The organism is Halorubrum trapanicum (genome assembly GCF_002355655.1).
In the GTDB taxonomy this organism is placed as follows: Archaea; Halobacteriota; Halobacteria; order Halobacteriales; family Haloferacaceae; genus Halorubrum; species Halorubrum trapanicum_A.
Map to the genome: position 1 here is coordinate 1,914,004 of NZ_AP017569.1, position 17,355 is coordinate 1,931,358.

General features: G+C 71.8%; 19 protein-coding genes and 1 other RNA gene. 16 read left to right on the forward strand and 4 right to left on the reverse strand.

Annotated elements, in window-relative coordinates:
* Window positions 1-46 precede the first annotated feature (46 nt).
* Entirely contained in the window at window positions 47-985 is a 939-nt protein-coding gene (locus tag CPZ01_RS09230) for an NAD-dependent epimerase/dehydratase family protein (RefSeq protein ID WP_096394450.1), read from the reverse strand.
* 178 nt (window positions 986-1,163) lie between these two features.
* Between CPZ01_RS09230 and htpX the strand changes: the two genes are divergently transcribed.
* Complete coding sequence (gene htpX / locus CPZ01_RS09235) at window positions 1,164-2,033, forward strand: zinc metalloprotease HtpX (protein ID WP_096394451.1); 870 nt, start codon at window positions 1,164-1,166, stop codon at window positions 2,031-2,033.
* A 511-nt stretch (window positions 2,034-2,544) separates the two neighbouring features.
* Here htpX and rnpB read toward each other — a convergent pair.
* Window positions 2,545-2,907, reverse strand: an RNA gene (rnpB, locus tag CPZ01_RS09240) — RNase P RNA component.
* Between the two features lie 151 nt (window positions 2,908-3,058).
* Here rnpB and CPZ01_RS09245 point away from each other — a divergent pair.
* A complete protein-coding gene (locus CPZ01_RS09245) occupies window positions 3,059-3,661 on the forward strand; it encodes a TIGR00296 family protein (RefSeq protein WP_096394452.1) in 603 nt (200 codons plus the stop codon).
* A 40-nt stretch (window positions 3,662-3,701) separates the two neighbouring features.
* Here CPZ01_RS09245 and CPZ01_RS09250 read toward each other — a convergent pair whose 3' ends face one another.
* The gene (locus tag CPZ01_RS09250) at window positions 3,702-4,862 is read right to left on the reverse strand and encodes a nicotinate phosphoribosyltransferase (RefSeq protein WP_096394453.1); all 1,161 of its coding nucleotides are present in this window, start codon (window positions 4,860-4,862) and stop codon (window positions 3,702-3,704) included.
* 76 nt (window positions 4,863-4,938) lie between these two features.
* Window positions 4,939-6,720 (reverse strand): Hvo_1808 family surface protein, encoded by a 1,782-nt coding sequence (locus CPZ01_RS09255; protein ID WP_096394454.1) that lies wholly within the window; start codon window positions 6,718-6,720, stop codon window positions 4,939-4,941.
* A 205-nt stretch (window positions 6,721-6,925) separates the two neighbouring features.
* On the opposite strand from CPZ01_RS09255, the gene CPZ01_RS09260 reads away from it, so the two are divergent.
* The 14 genes from CPZ01_RS09260 to CPZ01_RS09320 all read left to right on the forward strand — a co-directional run bounded on the left by CPZ01_RS09260 (window position 6,926) and on the right by CPZ01_RS09320 (window position 17,287).
* A complete protein-coding gene (locus tag CPZ01_RS09260; RefSeq protein ID WP_096394455.1) occupies window positions 6,926-7,504 on the forward strand; it encodes a cysteine hydrolase family protein in 579 nt (192 codons plus the stop codon).
* A gap of 124 nt (window positions 7,505-7,628) precedes the next feature.
* Window positions 7,629-8,180, forward strand: coding sequence for a hypothetical protein (locus CPZ01_RS09265; protein WP_096394456.1), 552 nt, complete (start codon window positions 7,629-7,631; stop codon window positions 8,178-8,180).
* Between the two features lie 101 nt (window positions 8,181-8,281).
* Complete coding sequence (locus tag CPZ01_RS15690) at window positions 8,282-8,413, forward strand: HVO_2523 family zinc finger protein (RefSeq protein ID WP_269459578.1); 132 nt, start codon at window positions 8,282-8,284, stop codon at window positions 8,411-8,413.
* Window positions 8,414-8,592: 179 nt separating this feature from the next.
* Window positions 8,593-9,558, forward strand: a complete 966-nt coding sequence (locus CPZ01_RS09270; protein ID WP_096394457.1) for a phytoene/squalene synthase family protein — start codon at window positions 8,593-8,595, stop codon at window positions 9,556-9,558.
* Window positions 9,559-9,564: 6 nt separating this feature from the next.
* Window positions 9,565-9,774 (forward strand): hypothetical protein, encoded by a 210-nt coding sequence (locus tag CPZ01_RS09275; protein ID WP_096394458.1) that lies wholly within the window; start codon window positions 9,565-9,567, stop codon window positions 9,772-9,774.
* A gap of 80 nt (window positions 9,775-9,854) precedes the next feature.
* On the forward strand, window positions 9,855-11,132 hold the full coding sequence (hisD, locus tag CPZ01_RS09280) for a histidinol dehydrogenase (RefSeq protein ID WP_096394459.1): 1,278 nt from the start codon (window positions 9,855-9,857) through the stop codon (window positions 11,130-11,132).
* A 48-nt stretch (window positions 11,133-11,180) separates the two neighbouring features.
* Window positions 11,181-11,555: a HesB/IscA family protein gene (locus CPZ01_RS09285; protein WP_096394460.1), complete on the forward strand. Its 375-nt coding sequence runs from the start codon at window positions 11,181-11,183 to the stop codon at window positions 11,553-11,555.
* A 91-nt stretch (window positions 11,556-11,646) separates the two neighbouring features.
* Complete coding sequence (locus tag CPZ01_RS09290) at window positions 11,647-11,892, forward strand: DUF5816 domain-containing protein (RefSeq protein WP_004597528.1); 246 nt, start codon at window positions 11,647-11,649, stop codon at window positions 11,890-11,892.
* A gap of 148 nt (window positions 11,893-12,040) precedes the next feature.
* Window positions 12,041-12,379 (forward strand): DUF7116 family protein, encoded by a 339-nt coding sequence (locus CPZ01_RS09295; RefSeq protein ID WP_096394461.1) that lies wholly within the window; start codon window positions 12,041-12,043, stop codon window positions 12,377-12,379.
* 78 nt (window positions 12,380-12,457) lie between these two features.
* Window positions 12,458-12,658: a dodecin gene (locus CPZ01_RS09300; RefSeq protein ID WP_096394462.1), complete on the forward strand. Its 201-nt coding sequence runs from the start codon at window positions 12,458-12,460 to the stop codon at window positions 12,656-12,658.
* Between the two features lie 525 nt (window positions 12,659-13,183).
* On the forward strand, window positions 13,184-14,419 hold the full coding sequence (locus CPZ01_RS09305; RefSeq protein WP_096394463.1) for an alanyl-tRNA editing protein: 1,236 nt from the start codon (window positions 13,184-13,186) through the stop codon (window positions 14,417-14,419).
* Window positions 14,416-15,438: an AIR synthase family protein gene (locus CPZ01_RS09310; RefSeq protein ID WP_096396229.1), complete on the forward strand. Its 1,023-nt coding sequence runs from the start codon at window positions 14,416-14,418 to the stop codon at window positions 15,436-15,438. Before CPZ01_RS09305 ends, CPZ01_RS09310 begins: the two co-directional genes overlap by 4 nt.
* A 56-nt stretch (window positions 15,439-15,494) precedes the next feature.
* Window positions 15,495-16,682, forward strand: coding sequence for an acyl-CoA dehydrogenase family protein (locus CPZ01_RS09315; RefSeq protein WP_096394464.1), 1,188 nt, complete (start codon window positions 15,495-15,497; stop codon window positions 16,680-16,682).
* Window positions 16,679-17,287 carry an HAD family hydrolase gene (locus tag CPZ01_RS09320; protein ID WP_096394465.1) on the forward strand — a complete coding sequence of 203 codons (609 nt, stop codon included), beginning with the start codon at window positions 16,679-16,681 and terminating at the stop codon, window positions 17,285-17,287. Before CPZ01_RS09315 ends, CPZ01_RS09320 begins: the two co-directional genes overlap by 4 nt.
* Window positions 17,288-17,355 lie beyond the last annotated feature (68 nt).

Genomic DNA, 17,355 nt, shown 5'->3' on the forward strand with positions numbered 1-17,355 from the left:
GTTCGGCCGAACCTCTGTTTGGGAACGCGAAGGGGCTCCACCGGATCTACCCCTCGAACAGCGTCGGCTCGGCGACCGCCTCGGCGGCCGCGTCGCGCCACGCGCGCGCCGGCGTCCACCCGAACAGCCGCTCGGCCTTTCGGATCGCGTACGCGCCGCGGTCGTCGCCTTCGGTGAGTTCGCTCTCGTCGACCGCGCAGGCGTCCGGAATCTCGCCGTACGACTCCCGCAGGAGGTCGAGCAGGGGCCGGCCGAGCGCGTTGTCGGCCGCGACGCAGTTGACCGCCTCGTGAGTTCCGGGGGCGACCGCGGGGCCGTCGCCGAGAAGGTCGGCGAGCGCGGTCGCGACGAGGTCGGCCACGTCGCGGACGTCGACGTACGACCAGAAGTTGCCGGCGCCCGCGTCGAGGTCGGTCACGTACTCCTCCGCGCGGCAGGCGTACTCGCCGGGGTACTGGATCCACGACGGGCGCAGTGAGACCGCGGGCACGTCGTGGCGGCGCGCGACAGCGCCCGCGGCCGCCTCCGCGGTCACCTTCGAGAGCCCGTACGGGTCCTCGGGGCGGAGCGGGTGGGCCTCGGTTATCGGTAGCTCGTCCGGGAACGGGGTCGGATCGGCGAAGAAGAAGCCGTAGGCGCCGTCGCTGGAGGCCTGGACGACCGGGGCGTCTGCGCGGCCGGCGGCGTCGAGGACGTGCTTCGCGGCGAGCGCGTTCGTCTCGAACACCCGCCCCTCGGGGTGGGTGCCGGCGACCGGGATCGCGGCCCAGTGGACGACCGCGTCGGGGTCGACGGCGGCGACGACGTCGAGCGCCTGGTCGCGCTCGGCGAGGTCGGCCGCGCGGAACGAGACGTTCGGAGCCGGGTCGACGGCGAGCCCCGGGTGGTCGTAGTCGACGACGACGACCTCGTAGTCGCCGGCGAGACGGTCGACGACCCAGCGTCCGGAGGCGCCGCGGCCGCCGGTGACGAGGACGGTTTCCATGGATCGGCGTCGCCGCCGCCGGGCAAAAGCGCACCGTTGGCGTGGAGCCGCGCGCCGCGGTTCGGGGGTCCGGCCCGCCCGCGGACGGCGGGTTCCGGCTGGGGGGTTCGCGGCTCCGGCAGGCCGGATCGTTCGCGGCTCCGGCAGGCTTTAACGCGCCGAGCGGTAACTCCCGGGCATGGACTGGAAGACAGACTGGGGACTCCGTGGACGGATGGGGTTCACGATGTTCCTCCTCTTCGCCCTCTACGTCGTGTTCATCGGCGTGCTGACTACCTACTTCGGGAACTTCCTGTTCCCGATGATCATGCTCGGCGCGTTCGCGGTCGCGCAGTACTTCTTCAGCGACAAGCTGGCGCTGCGGAGCATGGGCGCCCGCGAGGTGAGCGCCGACGAGTACCCGGACCTCCACCGCCGGATCGAGCGGCTGAGCCAGCAGGCCGATCTGCCGAAGCCGACCGTGGCGGTCGCGGACACGCAGGTGCCGAACGCGTTCGCCACCGGCCGGAACAAGAAGAACGCGACCGTCGCGGTGACGACCGGGCTGCTCCAGGCGCTCGACGAGGACGAACTCGACGGCGTGCTCGCCCACGAGCTCGCCCACGTCAAGAACCGCGACGTGATGGTGATGACCATCGCCTCGTTCCTCTCGACGATCGCCTTCTTCATCGTCCGGTGGGGGTGGCTGCTGGGCGGCGACAACCGGCAGGGCGCGCCCGTCATCGTCGCCATCCTGGTGTCGCTCGTCGTGTGGGTCGTCTCGTTCCTCCTGATCCGCGCGCTCTCGCGCTACCGCGAGTACTCCGCCGACCGCGGCGCGGCGCTGATCACCGGGCAGCCCGGCGCGCTCGCCTCGGCGCTGATGACGATCGACGGCCGGATGGACAAGGTGCCCGAGGAGGACCTCCGCGAGGAGGCGGAGATGAACGCGTTCTTCATCATCCCGATCAAGGCCGGCTTCGTCGGGAAGATCGCCTCGACGCACCCCTCGACGGAGAACCGCATCGAGAAGCTCCGCGAGCTGGAAAAGGAAATGGAGACGGCCTGAGACGGATTTGTCTCGGAGTTTCTAGTCGGTCATTTATAAGCCGTTGAGCGCGGACAGGTGACGAACATCGCCGAAGCCCCAGCGGCTTGTTTATAAATCGTTGCGGGCAGATCCGTGACGAACACCGCCGAAGCCCCAGCGGCTCGGCTGTACGATGGTGCGATTTATAAACGACCGATCGACGCGAACACCGCCGAAGCCCCAGTCGCGAGGGCGGCGCACGCTCGCTGCGCGCCTCACTCGGTCGCTCACTCCGTTCGCTCCCTCGTTCGGTGCTTACGTCGCCTGCGCCGCCCTCGCGACTGCCCCTTCGATTCCCACCCCACAGCACCGCAACCGCGCCTCACGCCTCCCCAGCCTCGTCGCTGGCACCCTCCGCTTCGCTCCGGGAGCCAGCGACTCCCTCGCGCGTGCTCCTCGCAGCCGCCTTCGGCGGCCGCTCGGAGGCACGCGCCACCGCTCGTTCATTTATAAATAATCGCGAGAGTCGCGCCGCTGGTCGGTGTGAGCGGACTGAGGGGAGTAAGCCCCCTTCGGTTCGTCCCGACATTCGGCTGAGCGTCCGCGCCGCGGCCGGACTACCTTGTGGCGCGGACTTGCACCGGCGAGGATTCGCCGTTCCATCCGTTCCCGCCCGTCGACCCTCGTCGGGTTAACTCCCTCCCCTTGCGGGTCGGTTCGCGCGTTCGCGGGGTCACCCGCGAACGCCGTCGGTCGCCGAGGCGACCGCACGCGACTCATCGGTCGAGGCGGGGGGTCTCGTTGCTGTTCCAGAGCCAGCCGTCTCCGACTCCGGGCGTGTGCCCGGTCGCCCGTCCGGCCGGTGGGGGGACTTTCCTCATGCCAAGGGCACGGGAGTCGGGCTCCCTCTGTCCGGTCCGTCCTTTCGCCCGCCGGCGAATAAGCGGTTCGGTCGGGGGCGCCTTCGGGCCGTTCGCGGCGGGTTTCGCCGGAGATGCCGCGAGCCCCGCGAGAACGGTGCCACAAGGGAAGCGTTCAAGTCGTCAGCACTGTAATGGACTCTCATGTCCGAGGCTCAGACCGTTCAGCTGTCGTACGACGACGGTGCACGAGCGGTCGAACTCGCGCGGGAGGCGGTCGAGTCGTTCGTTCGACACGGGCAACGCGAACAGCCCGGCAGCATGCGAGAGGCGTTCTACGCCCGCACGGGCGCCTTCGTCCGGCTCCAGTCCACCCGGGGTCGCGGCCGCCTCCGCGGCTGCGCCGGCGCGCGGGACACCTCAGATCAGCTCGGCCACGCCATCGTCGAGGCCGCGATCAAGGCGGCCTCCGGCGACTCCTGCGGCTCCGAGGTGGAGCCGAAGGAGCTCGACAACATCACCGTCTCCGTGTTCGTCGTCTCCAACACCGTCCTCACGAACGACCCGGCCGAGGACCTCGAGATCGGCACCCACGGCGTCGCCGTCGACAGCGGCAACGCCCACGGCTGGCTCTACCCGACGGTCCCCGTCGAGAACGGCTGGTCGGCCGCGGAGTTCCTCTCGCGCACCTGCCGCAAGGCGAAGCTCTCGCCCACCGCGTGGCAGGAGGAGGACACGATGGTGACGCTCATCGAGGGGCAGGTGTTCCGGGAGCGCGCCGACGGCGGCGCCGTCGAGGAGCTGTAGTCGGCCCGCTTTTTCCGAATCGCCGGCCGCGCGTCCCGTTTCAGTCGCTCGTTCCGTACTCAACTGCTTCCGCGTCCGCGAGCGCCCGCTCCGTCGCCGCCGACAGGTCGAACGCGCCCTCGGCGACCACCTCCCCGTCGCGGATCACGGGCTCCATGAGCGACTCGGCGCCCTCCGGGCCCGAGCGGTCCGCGAGCCCGACCGCGTGCGCGCCGTCGGCGGTGCGGTAGACGTCCTTCGCGCCGGAGAGCTTCCCCCGCTTGGCCGCCGGCTCGCCGCCGACGGCGACGAGGTCGAGCGCGAAGTCGACCGGGTCCGCGTTGGAGACGTAGCCGCCGACGCCGAACCCGTCGACGGCGTCGCGCAGCTCCCGGAGGTCCGCGGGGCCGAGCCCGCCGGAGACGTACACGTCGACGTCCTCGTGGCCGCGCGCGTCGAGCTCCCACCCAACTTCGCGGATGATGTGCCGAAAGTCGCCGCGCCGGGAGCCGGTCGTGTCGAGGCGGACGCCGTCGAGGTCGTCGCCGAGCGTCTCGACCGCGCGGAGCACCTCGTCGACCTCGTCGGAGTAGGTGTCACACAGCGCGATCCGGGGCGCGTCCGCGGGGACGCCCTCGTCGTAGGCGCGCCACGCGGCCTCCTGTTCGCCACGCCCGAAGCAGATGGCGAGCGCGTGGGGCATCGTCCCGGACGCCTCCCGACCGATCAGCTCCCCGGCGGCGACGTGCGAGAACCCGTCGAAGCCGGCGACGAGCGCCGACCGCTCGACCGCGGCGGTCATCGCGGGGTGGACGTGGCGCGCGCCGAACGAGAGGAGCTGCGAGTCGGGCGCGGCGACCCGGCAGTCGAGCGCCGCCGTCGCCATCCCGGAGGCGTGTGAAAGGAAGCCCAGGAGCGACGTCTCCAGCCGCGCGAACGCCAGGTACGGCCCCTCGATCCGCATCACCGGGCCGCCGTCGAACAGGCGTCCCTCCGGGATCGCGTCGACGTCGACGTCGCGGCCGGCGAGCAGCTCGACGGCGTTGCCGAGGCCGGCGAACAGCTCGAACTCCCCGTCCGGGAACTGGTCCGCGGTCACCTCGGCCACGACGCGCGGGTTCCGGTCGGCCGCCTCCAGCGCCGCCTCGGTCCGCTCGAAGTACGCGTCGGTCGCGCGGCCCTCCCGGACCGCGGCCGCGTCGACGATGTCGAACTCGCTCATACGCCCCGGTTCGGCCGCGGGGACGAAAAGCCACCCGTGTCGCGGCGGGGGCGCGCCGATCTCTCAGCGGGTCAGTTCACGCCGACCGCCGCGCGAGCAGTCCGAGCGCCGCGAGCGCCGCGACCGCCGCCGCGACGCCGAACCCGGGGGTGCTGTCGTCCGTGTCCCCGCTCCCGTTCCCGTCGTCGCCGTCAGTGCCGCCGCTTCCGTTCCCGTCGTCGCCGTCAGTGTCGCCGCTTCCGTTCCCGTCGCCGCCGTCAGTGCCGTCACCCCCGTCGCTGCTGTTGCCGTCGCCGTCTCCGCCGTCGTTTCCGTCGCCGCCGTCGGTGCCGTTCGCGTCCGGGAGCGCGAGGTCGGCCTCCGGCCGGAGTTCGAGGACGCCCTCCGGCGAGGGCGCGTGGGTTATCGTCACGCTCGTCCCGTCGCGCTCGACGCCGTACGCGCCGGGGAAGTCGCTCTCCTCGCCGATCTCGTAGACGGTCCCCCGCGCGTACTCGCCGTCGCCGTGCGCGGCCAGCATCCGCACGTAGGCGTCGCGGAACGCCGCGGCGTCCGCCTCGGTCTGCCACTCGGTCGCCCAGACGTAGCCGTCGCGGTCCCCGTTCCGGTAGGGGTACAGCTCGTCGCCGGCCCACCCGCCCGTCACGGGGTGCGCGTAGTTGTAGGTCGCGCGCGTCCGGAGGTCGGCCTCCGTGTCGAGGTGGATCTGGACGTTCTGCCGGACGGTCGCGTCGGGCTCTAACACGGCGTACCGGTACTCCAGGCTCTGGTACCAGAACATCACGAACATCGACGCCTCGCCCGCGGTCTCCGCGCCGTCGACGCCCTGGTCCGGGTAGGTCTCCCACCCCTCGGTCGCCGAGTTCTCGAACGTGACGTTGCCCTCCTCGTAGTCGGGGTTCCGATGGATAACCTCCGCCGTCGACGTCGGCGGGTCGTTCATCGTCTCGTTGACGGCCGCCCACCCGCCCTCGGCGCGGAGCTCGCGGACGTACAGCGCGCCGTCGCCGTACGGCTGGAGGACGGTCTGGAGGATGCCGAAGTTGAAGTCGGCGCCGTCGCCGCCGCCTCCGCCGCCCTCGGGCGCCTCGGCGCAGGTCCAGTTATCCGCGCAGCGGGCGGCGTAGCGCTCCTCGACGTGGACCGCCTCCCCCTCCACGATCCCGTCCACCGCGAGGTCGCCGTCCTGCGTGGCGCCGACGTAGCGGGGCCGGGTGAGGTCGTGGTACTGGTCTTGCATCGCGTGGAGGAGTTCGTGCGCGAGCGTCGAGGGGTCGATGTCGGGCGATTCGCCGTCGGGGACGACGATGACGATCCGGTCCTGCGCGGGCGAGTAGAAGCCGGAGACCGCGCCGCCGAACACGGAGTCGATCTCGTCGTTCGCGTTCGTGTCGTCGCCGACGACGAACAGCGCCTCCCACACTTGGTCGTTCCAGCGCCGGAACGCCTCGGAGCCGTTGCCGCTCGCGGTGTCGTTGACGTACTCGCTCCGGGTGACCGTCTCGACCGGCACGTCCCGCTTGAACGGCCGCTGCCGGACGTGTTCGACGCGGGCCATCGTGAGGTCGGTCAGCGCCGACAGCTGGGACTCGTTGAGCCCGTCCGTCTCCGCGAAGTCGACCGACTCCTCGTAGTGGGTCCCGTTCCAACAGCCCACTAGTTCGGTGCCGTCGCCGGGACCGCACTCGTCGGCCGACGCGGAGGGCGTCGCGCCCGGTGTCCCCGGCCCGCTGGCGGACGCGGAGGGGACCGCGCCGGTGTCCGGAGCGGCGGCGACGCCGGCGGTGAAGGCGACACACAGGAGGGCGGCCGCGGCGACGACCGCGGCCGCGGTCGATGGGGTGAGAACCCGTCGCATACGAATGTGATCGGCCGCTCCGGTAAGTAGTTTGTCGGTTCCTTCGGCGCCGCGGCCGGCGGATTTTTCGGCGCGGTTCGACGGTCGCGGCGGCGGTCGGGTGCCGCGCGCTCGTCGCGACCTCATCGCGCGCTCGTCGCGACTTCATCGCGCGCTCGTCGCGGCGGGGACGACGGTTTTTGTCCGCCGCGCGCCAACCCCCGGCATGGCGTTCGATCCGACAGCAACCGCGGTGGTCGTCGTCGACATGCAAAACGGGTTCTGTCACCCGGACGGGAGCCTCTACGCCGAGCCGAGCGAGGCGGCGGTCGAGCCCGTGACTGCGCTCGTCGACCGCGCCCGCGAGGCCGGCGCGAGCGTGGTCTACACCCGCGACGTCCACCCGCCCGAGCAGTTCGACGAGACCCACTACTACGACGAGTTCGACCGATGGGGCGAACACGTCGTCGAGGGGTCGTGGGACGCGGAGCTCGTCGCCGACCTCGACGTGCGCGACGGCGACCACGTCGTCGAGAAGCACACCTACGACGCGTTCTACAACACCGACCTGGAGGGGTACCTCGACGCGCACGGGATCGACGATCTACTGATCTGCGGGACGCTCGCGAACGTCTGCGTCCTCCACACCGCCGGCAGCGCGGGGCTCCGGGACTACCGCCCCGTCGTCGTCGAGGACGCCCTCGGCTACATCACCGAGCAGCACCGCGAGTACGCCGTCGACCACGCGGACTGGCTGTTCGGCGAGACGACGACCCGCGACGAGGTCGCGTTCGCGCCGGCGTAGCCGACGGTACTCGTCGCGCTCGCGGCCGGCCCGCGGCCGCGAACGTTCCGGATTTCCGCTCCGCAGTTATCGCGCGCGCAAATCGGCGTGTAACCCTTTTTACCGCTCGCCGGAACCGCGAGGTATGGACATCTCTCGGCGGGGCGTGCTCGGCGGCCTCGGCGCGGCCTGCGCGGTCGGCGCCGTCGGCTTCGCGGGCGCGGCGACGGTGACGGACGGGGGGGCGGTCGGCGGGCTCGGCGGCGGTTCGGGCCCGGCCGGCGGGGGTTCGGAGGAGGCCGACGACGGCCCCGAATCGGCCGCTGTCGACCCGGACGCGCCGTTCGAGGCGCGGCTGACCGACGACGACGGGACCGACGCGCTGCTGTTCGACGCGAGCGACCTCGACCGCGTCAAGGGCGTCTTCGCCGAGGAGGACGAGTTCCTCGTTCAGGTGGTGCTCCCCGACGCTGGCGTCGAGGCGTTCCGGACCCGGCTCGACGAGGCCGGCGCGACCGACGACCCGGCGGCGTTCGTGGTGTCGATGACGCTCGACGGGACCGAGGTGCGGCGCGTCGAGCTCGACCGGGAGACCGTCGACGCGCTCACCGGCTCCGACTGGGAGGGCGTGTTGACGCTCCCGTTCGGCGAGGAGCGGGTGGCGCGGTCCGTCTACGACCGGCTGGCCGACAGCTGATCGGCCTCGCAGCCGACCGACCCCGGACGACTGACTGGTCAGGTACTGCGGGACGGGCGACCATCGGACAGGGTTTTGTCTCCCGGCCGCGTGGATCCGCCGTGAGCGAGGAATCGAGGAACGACGGCGGCCGCCCGTGTCCGGTCTGCGAGACGCCGATGTACCACCGGCACTGTAAGTACGTCTGCCCGTCTCACGGCGTCGTCTACGACTGTAGCGACACGTTCTATTGACGCCCACGCACGCCTACTGACGCCGAATCCCCCTTCGCGAACCCGTGAGTCGCCGGAATTAACACGGGTGACCGAGAACCAGACTGGGTCGTGCGAACTGTTATGTTCTTGGAGGCCGACCTTTCTTCCATGATGGGCGACCCGTACGCGACCCTCCACGCCGACCTTCCGAGGTCAGCATGGTAGAGCAAAAGCAGGTTGCCCGGAGCAAGCGGATCCAGCGCCGCACCGGGAAGACGTTCCACGTCGCCACCCGGCTGCTGCCCCAGCGGATCCGCCATCCGACGTACGTGCTGTACGGATTCTTCCGTATCGCCGACGAGGTCGTCGACGCCGAGGACACCGCACCGCCCGCCGAGCAGCGGGCCGAACTCGACCGCCTCCGGGCGGCCGCGCTCGGCGAGGAGCCGACCGACGACCCGGTGTTGGAGGCGTTCGCGGAGGTGTGCGAGGAGAACGGTATCCCGGACGAGGACGTCCACTCGTTCGTGGACGCGATGGCGAGCGACATCGATACCGACCGCTACGAGACGTACGCGGACCTGGAGGCGTACATGGACGGCTCCGCGGCCGCCGTCGGCCGGATGATGACGGCGATCATGGACCTCGACCCCGAGACCGAGGCCGAGGCGCTCCCCCACGCGACGAAGCTCGGCGAGGCGTTCCAGATGACGAACTTCCTCCGGGACGTCCGCGAGGACGTCGTCGAGCGCGACCGGATCTACCTCCCCTTGGAGACGCTTCGGCGTCACGGCGTGAGCGAGCAGCAGATCCTCGACTTGGAGTTCGACGACAGCGTCGCGGCCGCGATCCGCGAGGAGATGGCCCGCACCGAGCGGCTCTACGAGGAGGGCGTCGCGGGGATCAAGTACCTCCCCGAGGACTGCCAGCTCGCGGTGCTGCTCGCGGCCGTGCTGTACGTCGACCACCACCGACTCATCCGGAACCGCGGCTACGACACCGTCTCGGCCACTCCCGAGCTGTCGCTCACCCGGAAGCTGTCGCTGCTCGTCCGCACCCGCTGGAAGTGGCAGTGGAACAGGGACCCGGAGGCGGTGTTCTACGACATGTGTACCGACCTCGACCCCGGCCGCGACCGCCACGGGCACGGCCCGCACGGCGCGGGCGTCCCGCAGACGGACTGAGCGGCCGTGGACCGCTCCCGGTTCGTCGCCCTCGCTGTCGCCGCCTTCGGGCTCGTGTTCGTCTCCTTCCTCCTCCGCGGCGTGACCCGGCTGGTGGCCCCCTACGAGGTCGCCGTCGCCGTGTCGGCGCCCGTCCTCTTCGCGGCGGCCGCGCTCTTAGCCGGCCTCGTCGTCCTCGCCGTCCTCGACGTGACCGGGATCCGTCGGCTGGGGTGAACGGCGACGGCCCGAGTCGCTCGGCTCCCGCGCTTCGACCGAGTCGGAACGCCCTTGCCCCGCCGCCTCGGATGGCGCGTATGGACGTACGAACCGTCGCGGACCTCTCGCCGGCCGAGCGGCGCGCCCTCTTCGAGCGCGACGCCGGCGTCGAGGGGGTCCGCGAAGACGTGCGGGAGATCGTCGAGCGGGTCCGCGAGGAGGGCGACGTCGCGGTCCGCGAGTTCGCCGAGGAGTTCGACGGCGTCGCGGTCGGCAACGTCGACGTGACGGACGAGGCGGCGCGGGCGCACGACGAGCTGGCGGACGCGAACGACCCCGTCCTCGACGCCGTTCGGGAGGCCGCCGCGAACGTCCGCGAGTTTCACGAGCGGCAGCACCCCGAGGACTGGCGCGACGACTTCGGCGGCCGAGAGCTGGGGCGGCGCTTCCGCCCGATCGACCGCGTCGGGGTGTACGTGCCCGGCGGCGCGGCCGCGTACCCCTCCAGCGCGCTGATGGGGATCGTCCCCGCGGTCGTCGCCGGCGTCGACCACGTCGCCGTCGCCACGCCGCCCGCAGAGGAGCTCAACCGGGTCACCCTCGCGGCGATCCACGAGGCGGGCGCCGACGCGGTGTACCAGGTCGGCGGCGCGCAGGCAATTTCCGCGCTCGCGTACGGGACGGAGACGGTGACGCGGGTCCAGAAGGTTGTGGGGCCGGGCAACAAGTGGGTCACCGCGGCCAAGTCGATCGTCCAGGGCGACGTCGAGATCGACTTCCTCGCCGGCCCGAGCGAGGTGCTCGTCCTCGCCGACGAGACCGCCGACCCGGACCTCGTCGCCGCCGACCTCGTCGCGCAGGCCGAACACGACCCGAATGCCTCGGTCGTCGCGGTCACCGACGACGCTGCCCTCGCCGAGGCGGTCGCCGAGACGGTCGACGCGCAGGCGGCCGAGCGCGAGCGCGAGGAGACGATTCGGGCTGCGCTCGACAACGACGCGTCCGGCGTCCTTCACGCGCGCTCGATGCCCGAGGCCGTCCTGTTCGCCGAGGAGTACGCCGCGGAACACCTCTCGATCGTCGCCGCCGACGACGAGGCGCTGCTCGACCGGATCACGAACGCCGGCTCGGTGTTCCTCGGGCCGTACTCGCCGGTCGCCGCGGGCGACTACGCGGCCGGGACGAACCACGTGCTGCCGACGAACGGCGGCGCGAAGCGGTACGGCGGGCTCTCCGTGGACACGTTCCTCCGGTCGTCGACGGTCCAGCGGCTCGACCGCGACGCCCTCGACGACCTCTCCGAGACGATCACGACGCTCGCGGAGGCGGAAGGGCTGGAGGCGCACGCCGAGAGCGTCCGGAAGCGGTTCGACTGACTACTCCCCGCCGGCAGGGTTTTGAGTGTCCGTACCGAACGCGTTCGCATGAGTACCGAACCGGCCGACACCGGGACCGAGGGGAACGACCCGGCGATCGAGGTGACGCCGGACGCCGCGGAGGAGGCGCTCTCGCTCCTCGACGGCGAGGGGCTCGACACCGACGTCGCCGGACTGCGGCTGTTCGTCCAGCAGGGCGGCTGCGCGGGGCTGTCGTACGGGATGCGCTTCGACACCGAACCGGAAGACGACGACCTCGTCGTGAACCACCACGGGCTCCGGGTGTTCGTCGACCCCGCGAGCAAGAACTACATCGGCGGGAGCACGCTCGACTACGAGCACGGGCTGCAGGCCGCCGGCTTCGAGGTCGAGAACCCGAACGTCGTCTCGGAGTGCGGCTGCGGCGAGTCGTTCCGGACGTAGCGATCGCTCGCGGGCCGATTCTCGGATTTTCTTCCGTTTTCGCCGACGCGCGAGTCCGCCGCTTAAGTCGCTCGGGAGGGTACGGGACGCCATGAGCCTGGAAGCGTCAACGACGCCGAGCGGGGAGCGGGTGTACACCGACCGGTCGCGCACCGAGCGCGGCGCGGACGGGCCCTTCTACCTCGTGTTCGAGGACGAGGCGGGCGAGTCCCGCTGGGGGTTCCGCTGCGGCAACTGCGGGTCGTTCGACACCGCGATGGACACGATGGGGCGGATCCAGTGTACCGAGTGCGGCAACCTCCGGAAGCCGGACGAGTGGGACGCGGCCCACGAGTGAGCTCGCGGTGTGGGTTCCCGCCCGGTGAACGGTCTCCGACGACGAGCCGCGTCCGCGGTTCTCCCGGCTGTTCCCGGCGACCCGTCCGATTCTCCGCGCCCGTAATCGTGAGAAAGTTTATCACGGATGGTGACGAACTCCGAGGTAGATGGCCACTGCGAGCATCCCCCCGACGACCGAGGCCAGAGACGTCTTCCGCGAACTGGGATACACCGTCTCCGACGGCGGACGAGAGTTCGTCGCGGAACGCAAGTGGCGGCGCGTGTTCGTGACGGTGCTGTGTATGGACGACGACGAGCTCGACCCGTATCTCGCAGACGGGGGCGACGCGGCGCGCCTCCGGTGTTTCGTCACGTGGCGCGACCGCGCGAGCGACCTCCAGGATCGGCTCGTCGCCGCGAAACCCCCCTACGACTGGGCGGTCATCGGCATCGACCGCGACGGCGAGGACTTCGCGGTGATGGAAGGCGCGCCCGGAAGCCCGTAGTCGGGCGACGGGTCCGTCCGCCCGCGCCCTCCGCGGACGCGTATTTTTATCTCCCCGTGTTCCCTACCAGCACGCGACATGGTGTTCAAGAAGATCACGCTGATCGGGACGAGCGAGGAGAGCTTCGACGCCGCGGCCGACGACGCCATCGACCGCGCCGAGGACACGCTGGACAACGTCTACTGGGCGGAGGTCGAGGAGTTCGGCGTCGAACTGGACGGCGCGGCCGACCGCGAGTACCAGGCCGAGGTCGAGGTCGCGTTCGAGCTGGAGGGCTGAGCGCGGTCCGCGGTTTTTATGGTTTATAAACGGTCGCGAGCGGTGCCGGTGTCTCTTTATAAGTAGTGGAGCGCGGATCGTCGACTCACACCGCCGTATCCCCGGCCGCCTGCTTATAAATGGTCGACGACGGATCAGTGACGAACACCACCGAAGCCCCAGCCGCTCGGCTGTGCGATGGTGCGGTTTATAAACGACCGATCGACGCGAACACCGCCGAAGCCCCAGCCGGGCGGCGGCCTGACGCTCGCTGCGCTCCTCGTCACTCGCTTCGCTCGTTCCTGTGGTGCTTGCGTCGCCTCAGGCCGCCGCCCGGCTGCCCCTTCGAGTCCCGCCCTCGCACCGCACAGCACCTCACCCTCCCCAGCCTCGTCAGTCGCCTCCGCTTCGCTCCGGCGACTGACTCCCTCGCGCGGTGCTGCTCGGCCGCAAAGCGGCCTCGCAGGCACGCGCCACCGCACCGCCTCATTTATAAGCGATAGCGCGGCGGCCACCTATTTATCCGCCCGTGCCCACGTCCCGGCAATGACCGCTTCACGCGCGCCGGCCGAGCCGACGGTCCGGGAGTTCGAAGCGACGGTCGAGTCCGTCGACGGCCGCGAGGTCGTCCTCGACGAGACGTACTTCTACCCCGAGTCGGGCGGCCAGCCGGCCGACCGGGGGACGCTCGACGGCCACCTCGTCGACGACGTGGTCGAACGGGACGGGGCGGTCGTCCACGCGCTCGCCCCCGACGTCGAGGTCGATCTCGCGCCCGGCGACGAGGTCACGGGCCTCGTCGACGACGCGTTTCGCACGTACTGTATGCGGGCGCACACGGCCTCGCACGTGCTGTACGGGGCCGCGCGCCGGATCGCCGACGACCTCGGCTACGCCGGCTTCGACATCTCCGAGACGAAGGTCCGCGTCGACCTGACGACCGCCGAGCCGCTGGGCGACGGCGACCTGATCGAGTTAGAGCGGCTCGCCAACCGCGCCGTCTGGGACTCGCTGCCCGTCTCGTGGGAGACCCACTCGGCCGAGGCGGCCCGCGACGTCGACGGGATCGCGTTCAACACCAAGACCGAGGAGGGCGCGATGAGCGGCGGCGACGCGGTCCGAGTCGTGACGGTCGGCGACGAGGGTGACCCTTGGGACGTCGCCGCCTGCGGCGGCACCCACGTCGCGAGCACCGCGGAGATAGGCCCGATAGCGGTGCTTGACCGGTCGAACCCCGGAGAGGGCGTGACCCGCGTCGAGTTCGCGGTCGGTCCGACGGCCATCGACGAGCTCGGCGCCGTCCACGCCGCCGCGCTCGACGCCGCGACGACGCTCGACGCGCGCGTCGGCGACCTCCCGGACGCGGTCGCGCGCCTCCGCGACGAGGCCGACCGGCTGGAGGCGGAGCTCCGAAACGCCCGCGAGGAGCTGCTCGGCGCCCGCCTCCGCGAGTTCCCGACCGTCGAGGTCGACGGCGCGCGGTGGGCGATCGGGACCGTCGACGACGCCGATCCGAACGAGCTCCGCGAGCCGGCGCAGGAGGCGCTCGGAGGCGACGACGCCCCCGACGCCCTCGCCGCGGTCGGCACCGGCGACGCCCCGTTCGTCGTGGTCGCGGTCGACGGTGACGCTGTCGGGGACCCCGGCGTCGACGCCGGCGAAGTCGTCGGCGCGGTCACCGACGAGTTCGGCGGCGGGGGCGGCGGCGGCCCGACGTTCGCGCAGGGCGGCGGTCTCGACGCCGATCCCGAGGCCGTCGCGGCGTGGCTCCGCGAGCGATGACCGGGAAGCTGGGTCCCGACGCGCTCGCGACCGCGCTCGCGGCCACCGGCGCGGCGGACCCGGCCGTGGCGCAGGGACCGGCCTACGGCGAGGACGCGGCCGCGATCGATCTCTCGGACGCCGGGGAGACGCTCGTCGTCGCGGCCGACCCCCTCTCGCTGGCCGCGGAGTCGGTCGGCACCTTGGCCGTTCACGTCGCCTGCAACGACGTCGCCGCGAGCGGTGCCGACCCGCGGTGGCTCACGCACACGCTCTTCTTGCCCGACGACGACCCCGACCGGCTCCGGACGGTCGCCGAGCAGGTCGACGCGACCGCCGAGGCCCTCGGCGTCGCGGTCGTCGGCGGCCACACCGAGGTGCTGGACGCGCTCGACCGCCCGCTCTGCTCGATGACGGCGATGGGGACGACGGACCGCTTCGTGTCGAGCGGCGGCGCCGAGCCGGGCGACCGGCTCCTCCTCACGAAGGGGGCGGCGATCGAGGCGACCGCGATCCTCGCGACCGACTTCCGCGAGGAGTGTCTGGAGGCGGGCGTCCCGGCGGCGACGCTCGACGCCGCGGCCGGCTTCCTCGACGAGGTGAGCGTCGTCCCCGACGCGGCCGCGGTCCGCGACGCCGCGACCGCGCTCCACGACCCGACCGAGGGCGGCGTGGCGACCGCCCTCGTCGAGATGGCGGCCGCGAGCGGGGCCGCCTTCGCCGTCGAGCGCGACGCGGTCCCGGTCCGCCCCGAGACGCGGGCCTGCTGTGACGCGCTCGGCGTCGACCCCCTCGCGACGTTCGGCTCCGGCGCGCTGCTGGCGGCCGTCCCGCCGGATCGGGTCGACGACGCGCTCGGCGCGCTCGACGCGGCCGGGATCGAGGGGGCGGAGATCGGCGTCGTGGAGGCCGCCGAGAGCGACGGCGACGCCGGCTCGGCCGAGGGCGACGCGGAGCCGGGGACCGTCCGGATCGACGGCGAGGCGCTCGCGGAGCCCCCGCGGGACGAGCTGTACCCGCTCTGGGAAGCCCGGGAATAGATTCCCTCCCCCGCCCGATCGCGCACCTTTTTCGGTGAGGGACCGAAGGCGGTGACATGACCGGAGCACGCGTCGGGTCGGCGCTCACCGACGAGCAGGCGGCGGTCCGCGACCTCGTCGAGGAGTTCGCGGCCGAGGAGGTCCGGCCGACCGCGGCGGAGGCCGACGAGACGGAGACGTTCCCGGAGGAAGTGTGGGACGGCCTCGCGGAGCTGGGGCTGACCGGCCTGACGGTCCCCGAGGAGTACGGCGGGTTCGGCGCCGACGAGACCACCTACGCGGTCGTCAACGAGGCGCTGGCGCACGGGTCGCTCGCGGTCGCGACCGCCCTCTCCGTCCACTGCCTCGCCACCTCCTGTATCGCCGAGTTCGGTACCGAGCCCCAGCGCGAGGCGTGGCTCCCGGAGATGGCCGAGACGGGTCGCCCGGTCGGGATGTTCTGCCTCTCCGAGCCGCACGCGGGCTCGAACCCGGCCGAGATGTCGACGACCGCGACGTACGACCCCGAGGCCGACGAGTACGTCCTGAACGGCGAGAAGCAGTGGATCACGAACGGTCAGCGCGGCGGCGTCGCGATCGTCTTCGCGAAGGCCGCCGGGGAGGGCGGCGACAACGGAGAGACCGCCCCCGACGACGACGCGATCACCCAGTTCCTCGTCCCGGCCGACGCCGACGGGTTCGAGGTCGGAAAGAAGGAGGAGAAGCTCGGCCTCCGCGCCTCGGACACCACCGGGATCACGTTCGACGACTGTCGGGTTCCCGCCGAGAACCGCCTCACAGAGCCGGGGAAGGGGCTCTCGGCCGCGTTCCGCACGCTCACCGAGGGCCGGATCGGGATCGCGGCGCAGGCGGTCGGCGTCGCGCAGGCCGCGCTCGACGAGGCGACGTCGTACGCCGAGGAGCGCGAGCAGTTCGACCGGCCGATCGGCGACATTCAGACGATCCGGCACAAGATCGCGGAGATGTCGACGGACGTGTCGGCCGCGCGGCTGCTCGTCCGCGAGGCGTGCCGGCAGGCCGAGGCGGGCGAGGACTACCGCGTCGCCGCCTCGAAGGCGAAGTACCGCGCCAGCGAGGCCGCGATGTCGGTGACGAACGAGGCGGTCCAGATCCACGGCGGCTACGGCTACACGACCGAGTTCGACGTCGAGCGGCTCTACCGCGACGCGAAGATAACGGAGATCTACGAGGGGACGACCGAGATCCAGAAGACGATCATCGCCCGGGGGGTGTTCGGCGAGTGACCGACGGGGATCCGGAGTCGGCGCTGGCCGGTTCCCGTCTCGCCGGCTACGACGCGGTCGTCTACGACCTCGACGGCACCCTCGTCGAGCTCGCGGTCGACTGGGACGCCGTCGCCGCCGACGTCCTCGACGTCTACGCCGAGCGCGCGCTCATCCCCCCGACCGAGGAGCTGTGGGACCTGCTCGGCGCGGCCGACGACTACGGGGTCCGCGACGAGGTCGAGGAGGCGATCGCGCTCCACGAGCGCCCCGGCGCCCGCGAGTCGACGCGGCTCCCGCTGGGGGATCGGCTGACCGGAACCGCGGCTGGCGCCGACGCCGGTTCGCATCCGCCCGCGGGCGTCTGCTCGCTCAACTGCGAGGCGGCGTGTCGCATCGCGGTCGACACTCACGGGCTCGACGACGCGCTCGTCTCGGACGCGATCGTCGGCCGCGACACGGTCGAGAGCTTCAAGCCGGACCCGGCGTCGCTGCTCGCGGCGATCGACCGGCTCGGCGCCGCCCCGGAGGACGCGCTGTTCGTCGGCGACTCGCGGACCGACGCGGTCGCCGCCGAGCGCGGCGGCGTCGACTTCGCGTGGGTCTCGGACCTGCTCGCGAAGTAGCGCGTATAGAAAGGCGTCGCGCGCGTTCAGTCTCGCTTTCCTGCTTCGTTCGTCGGCGGCTCTCCGTC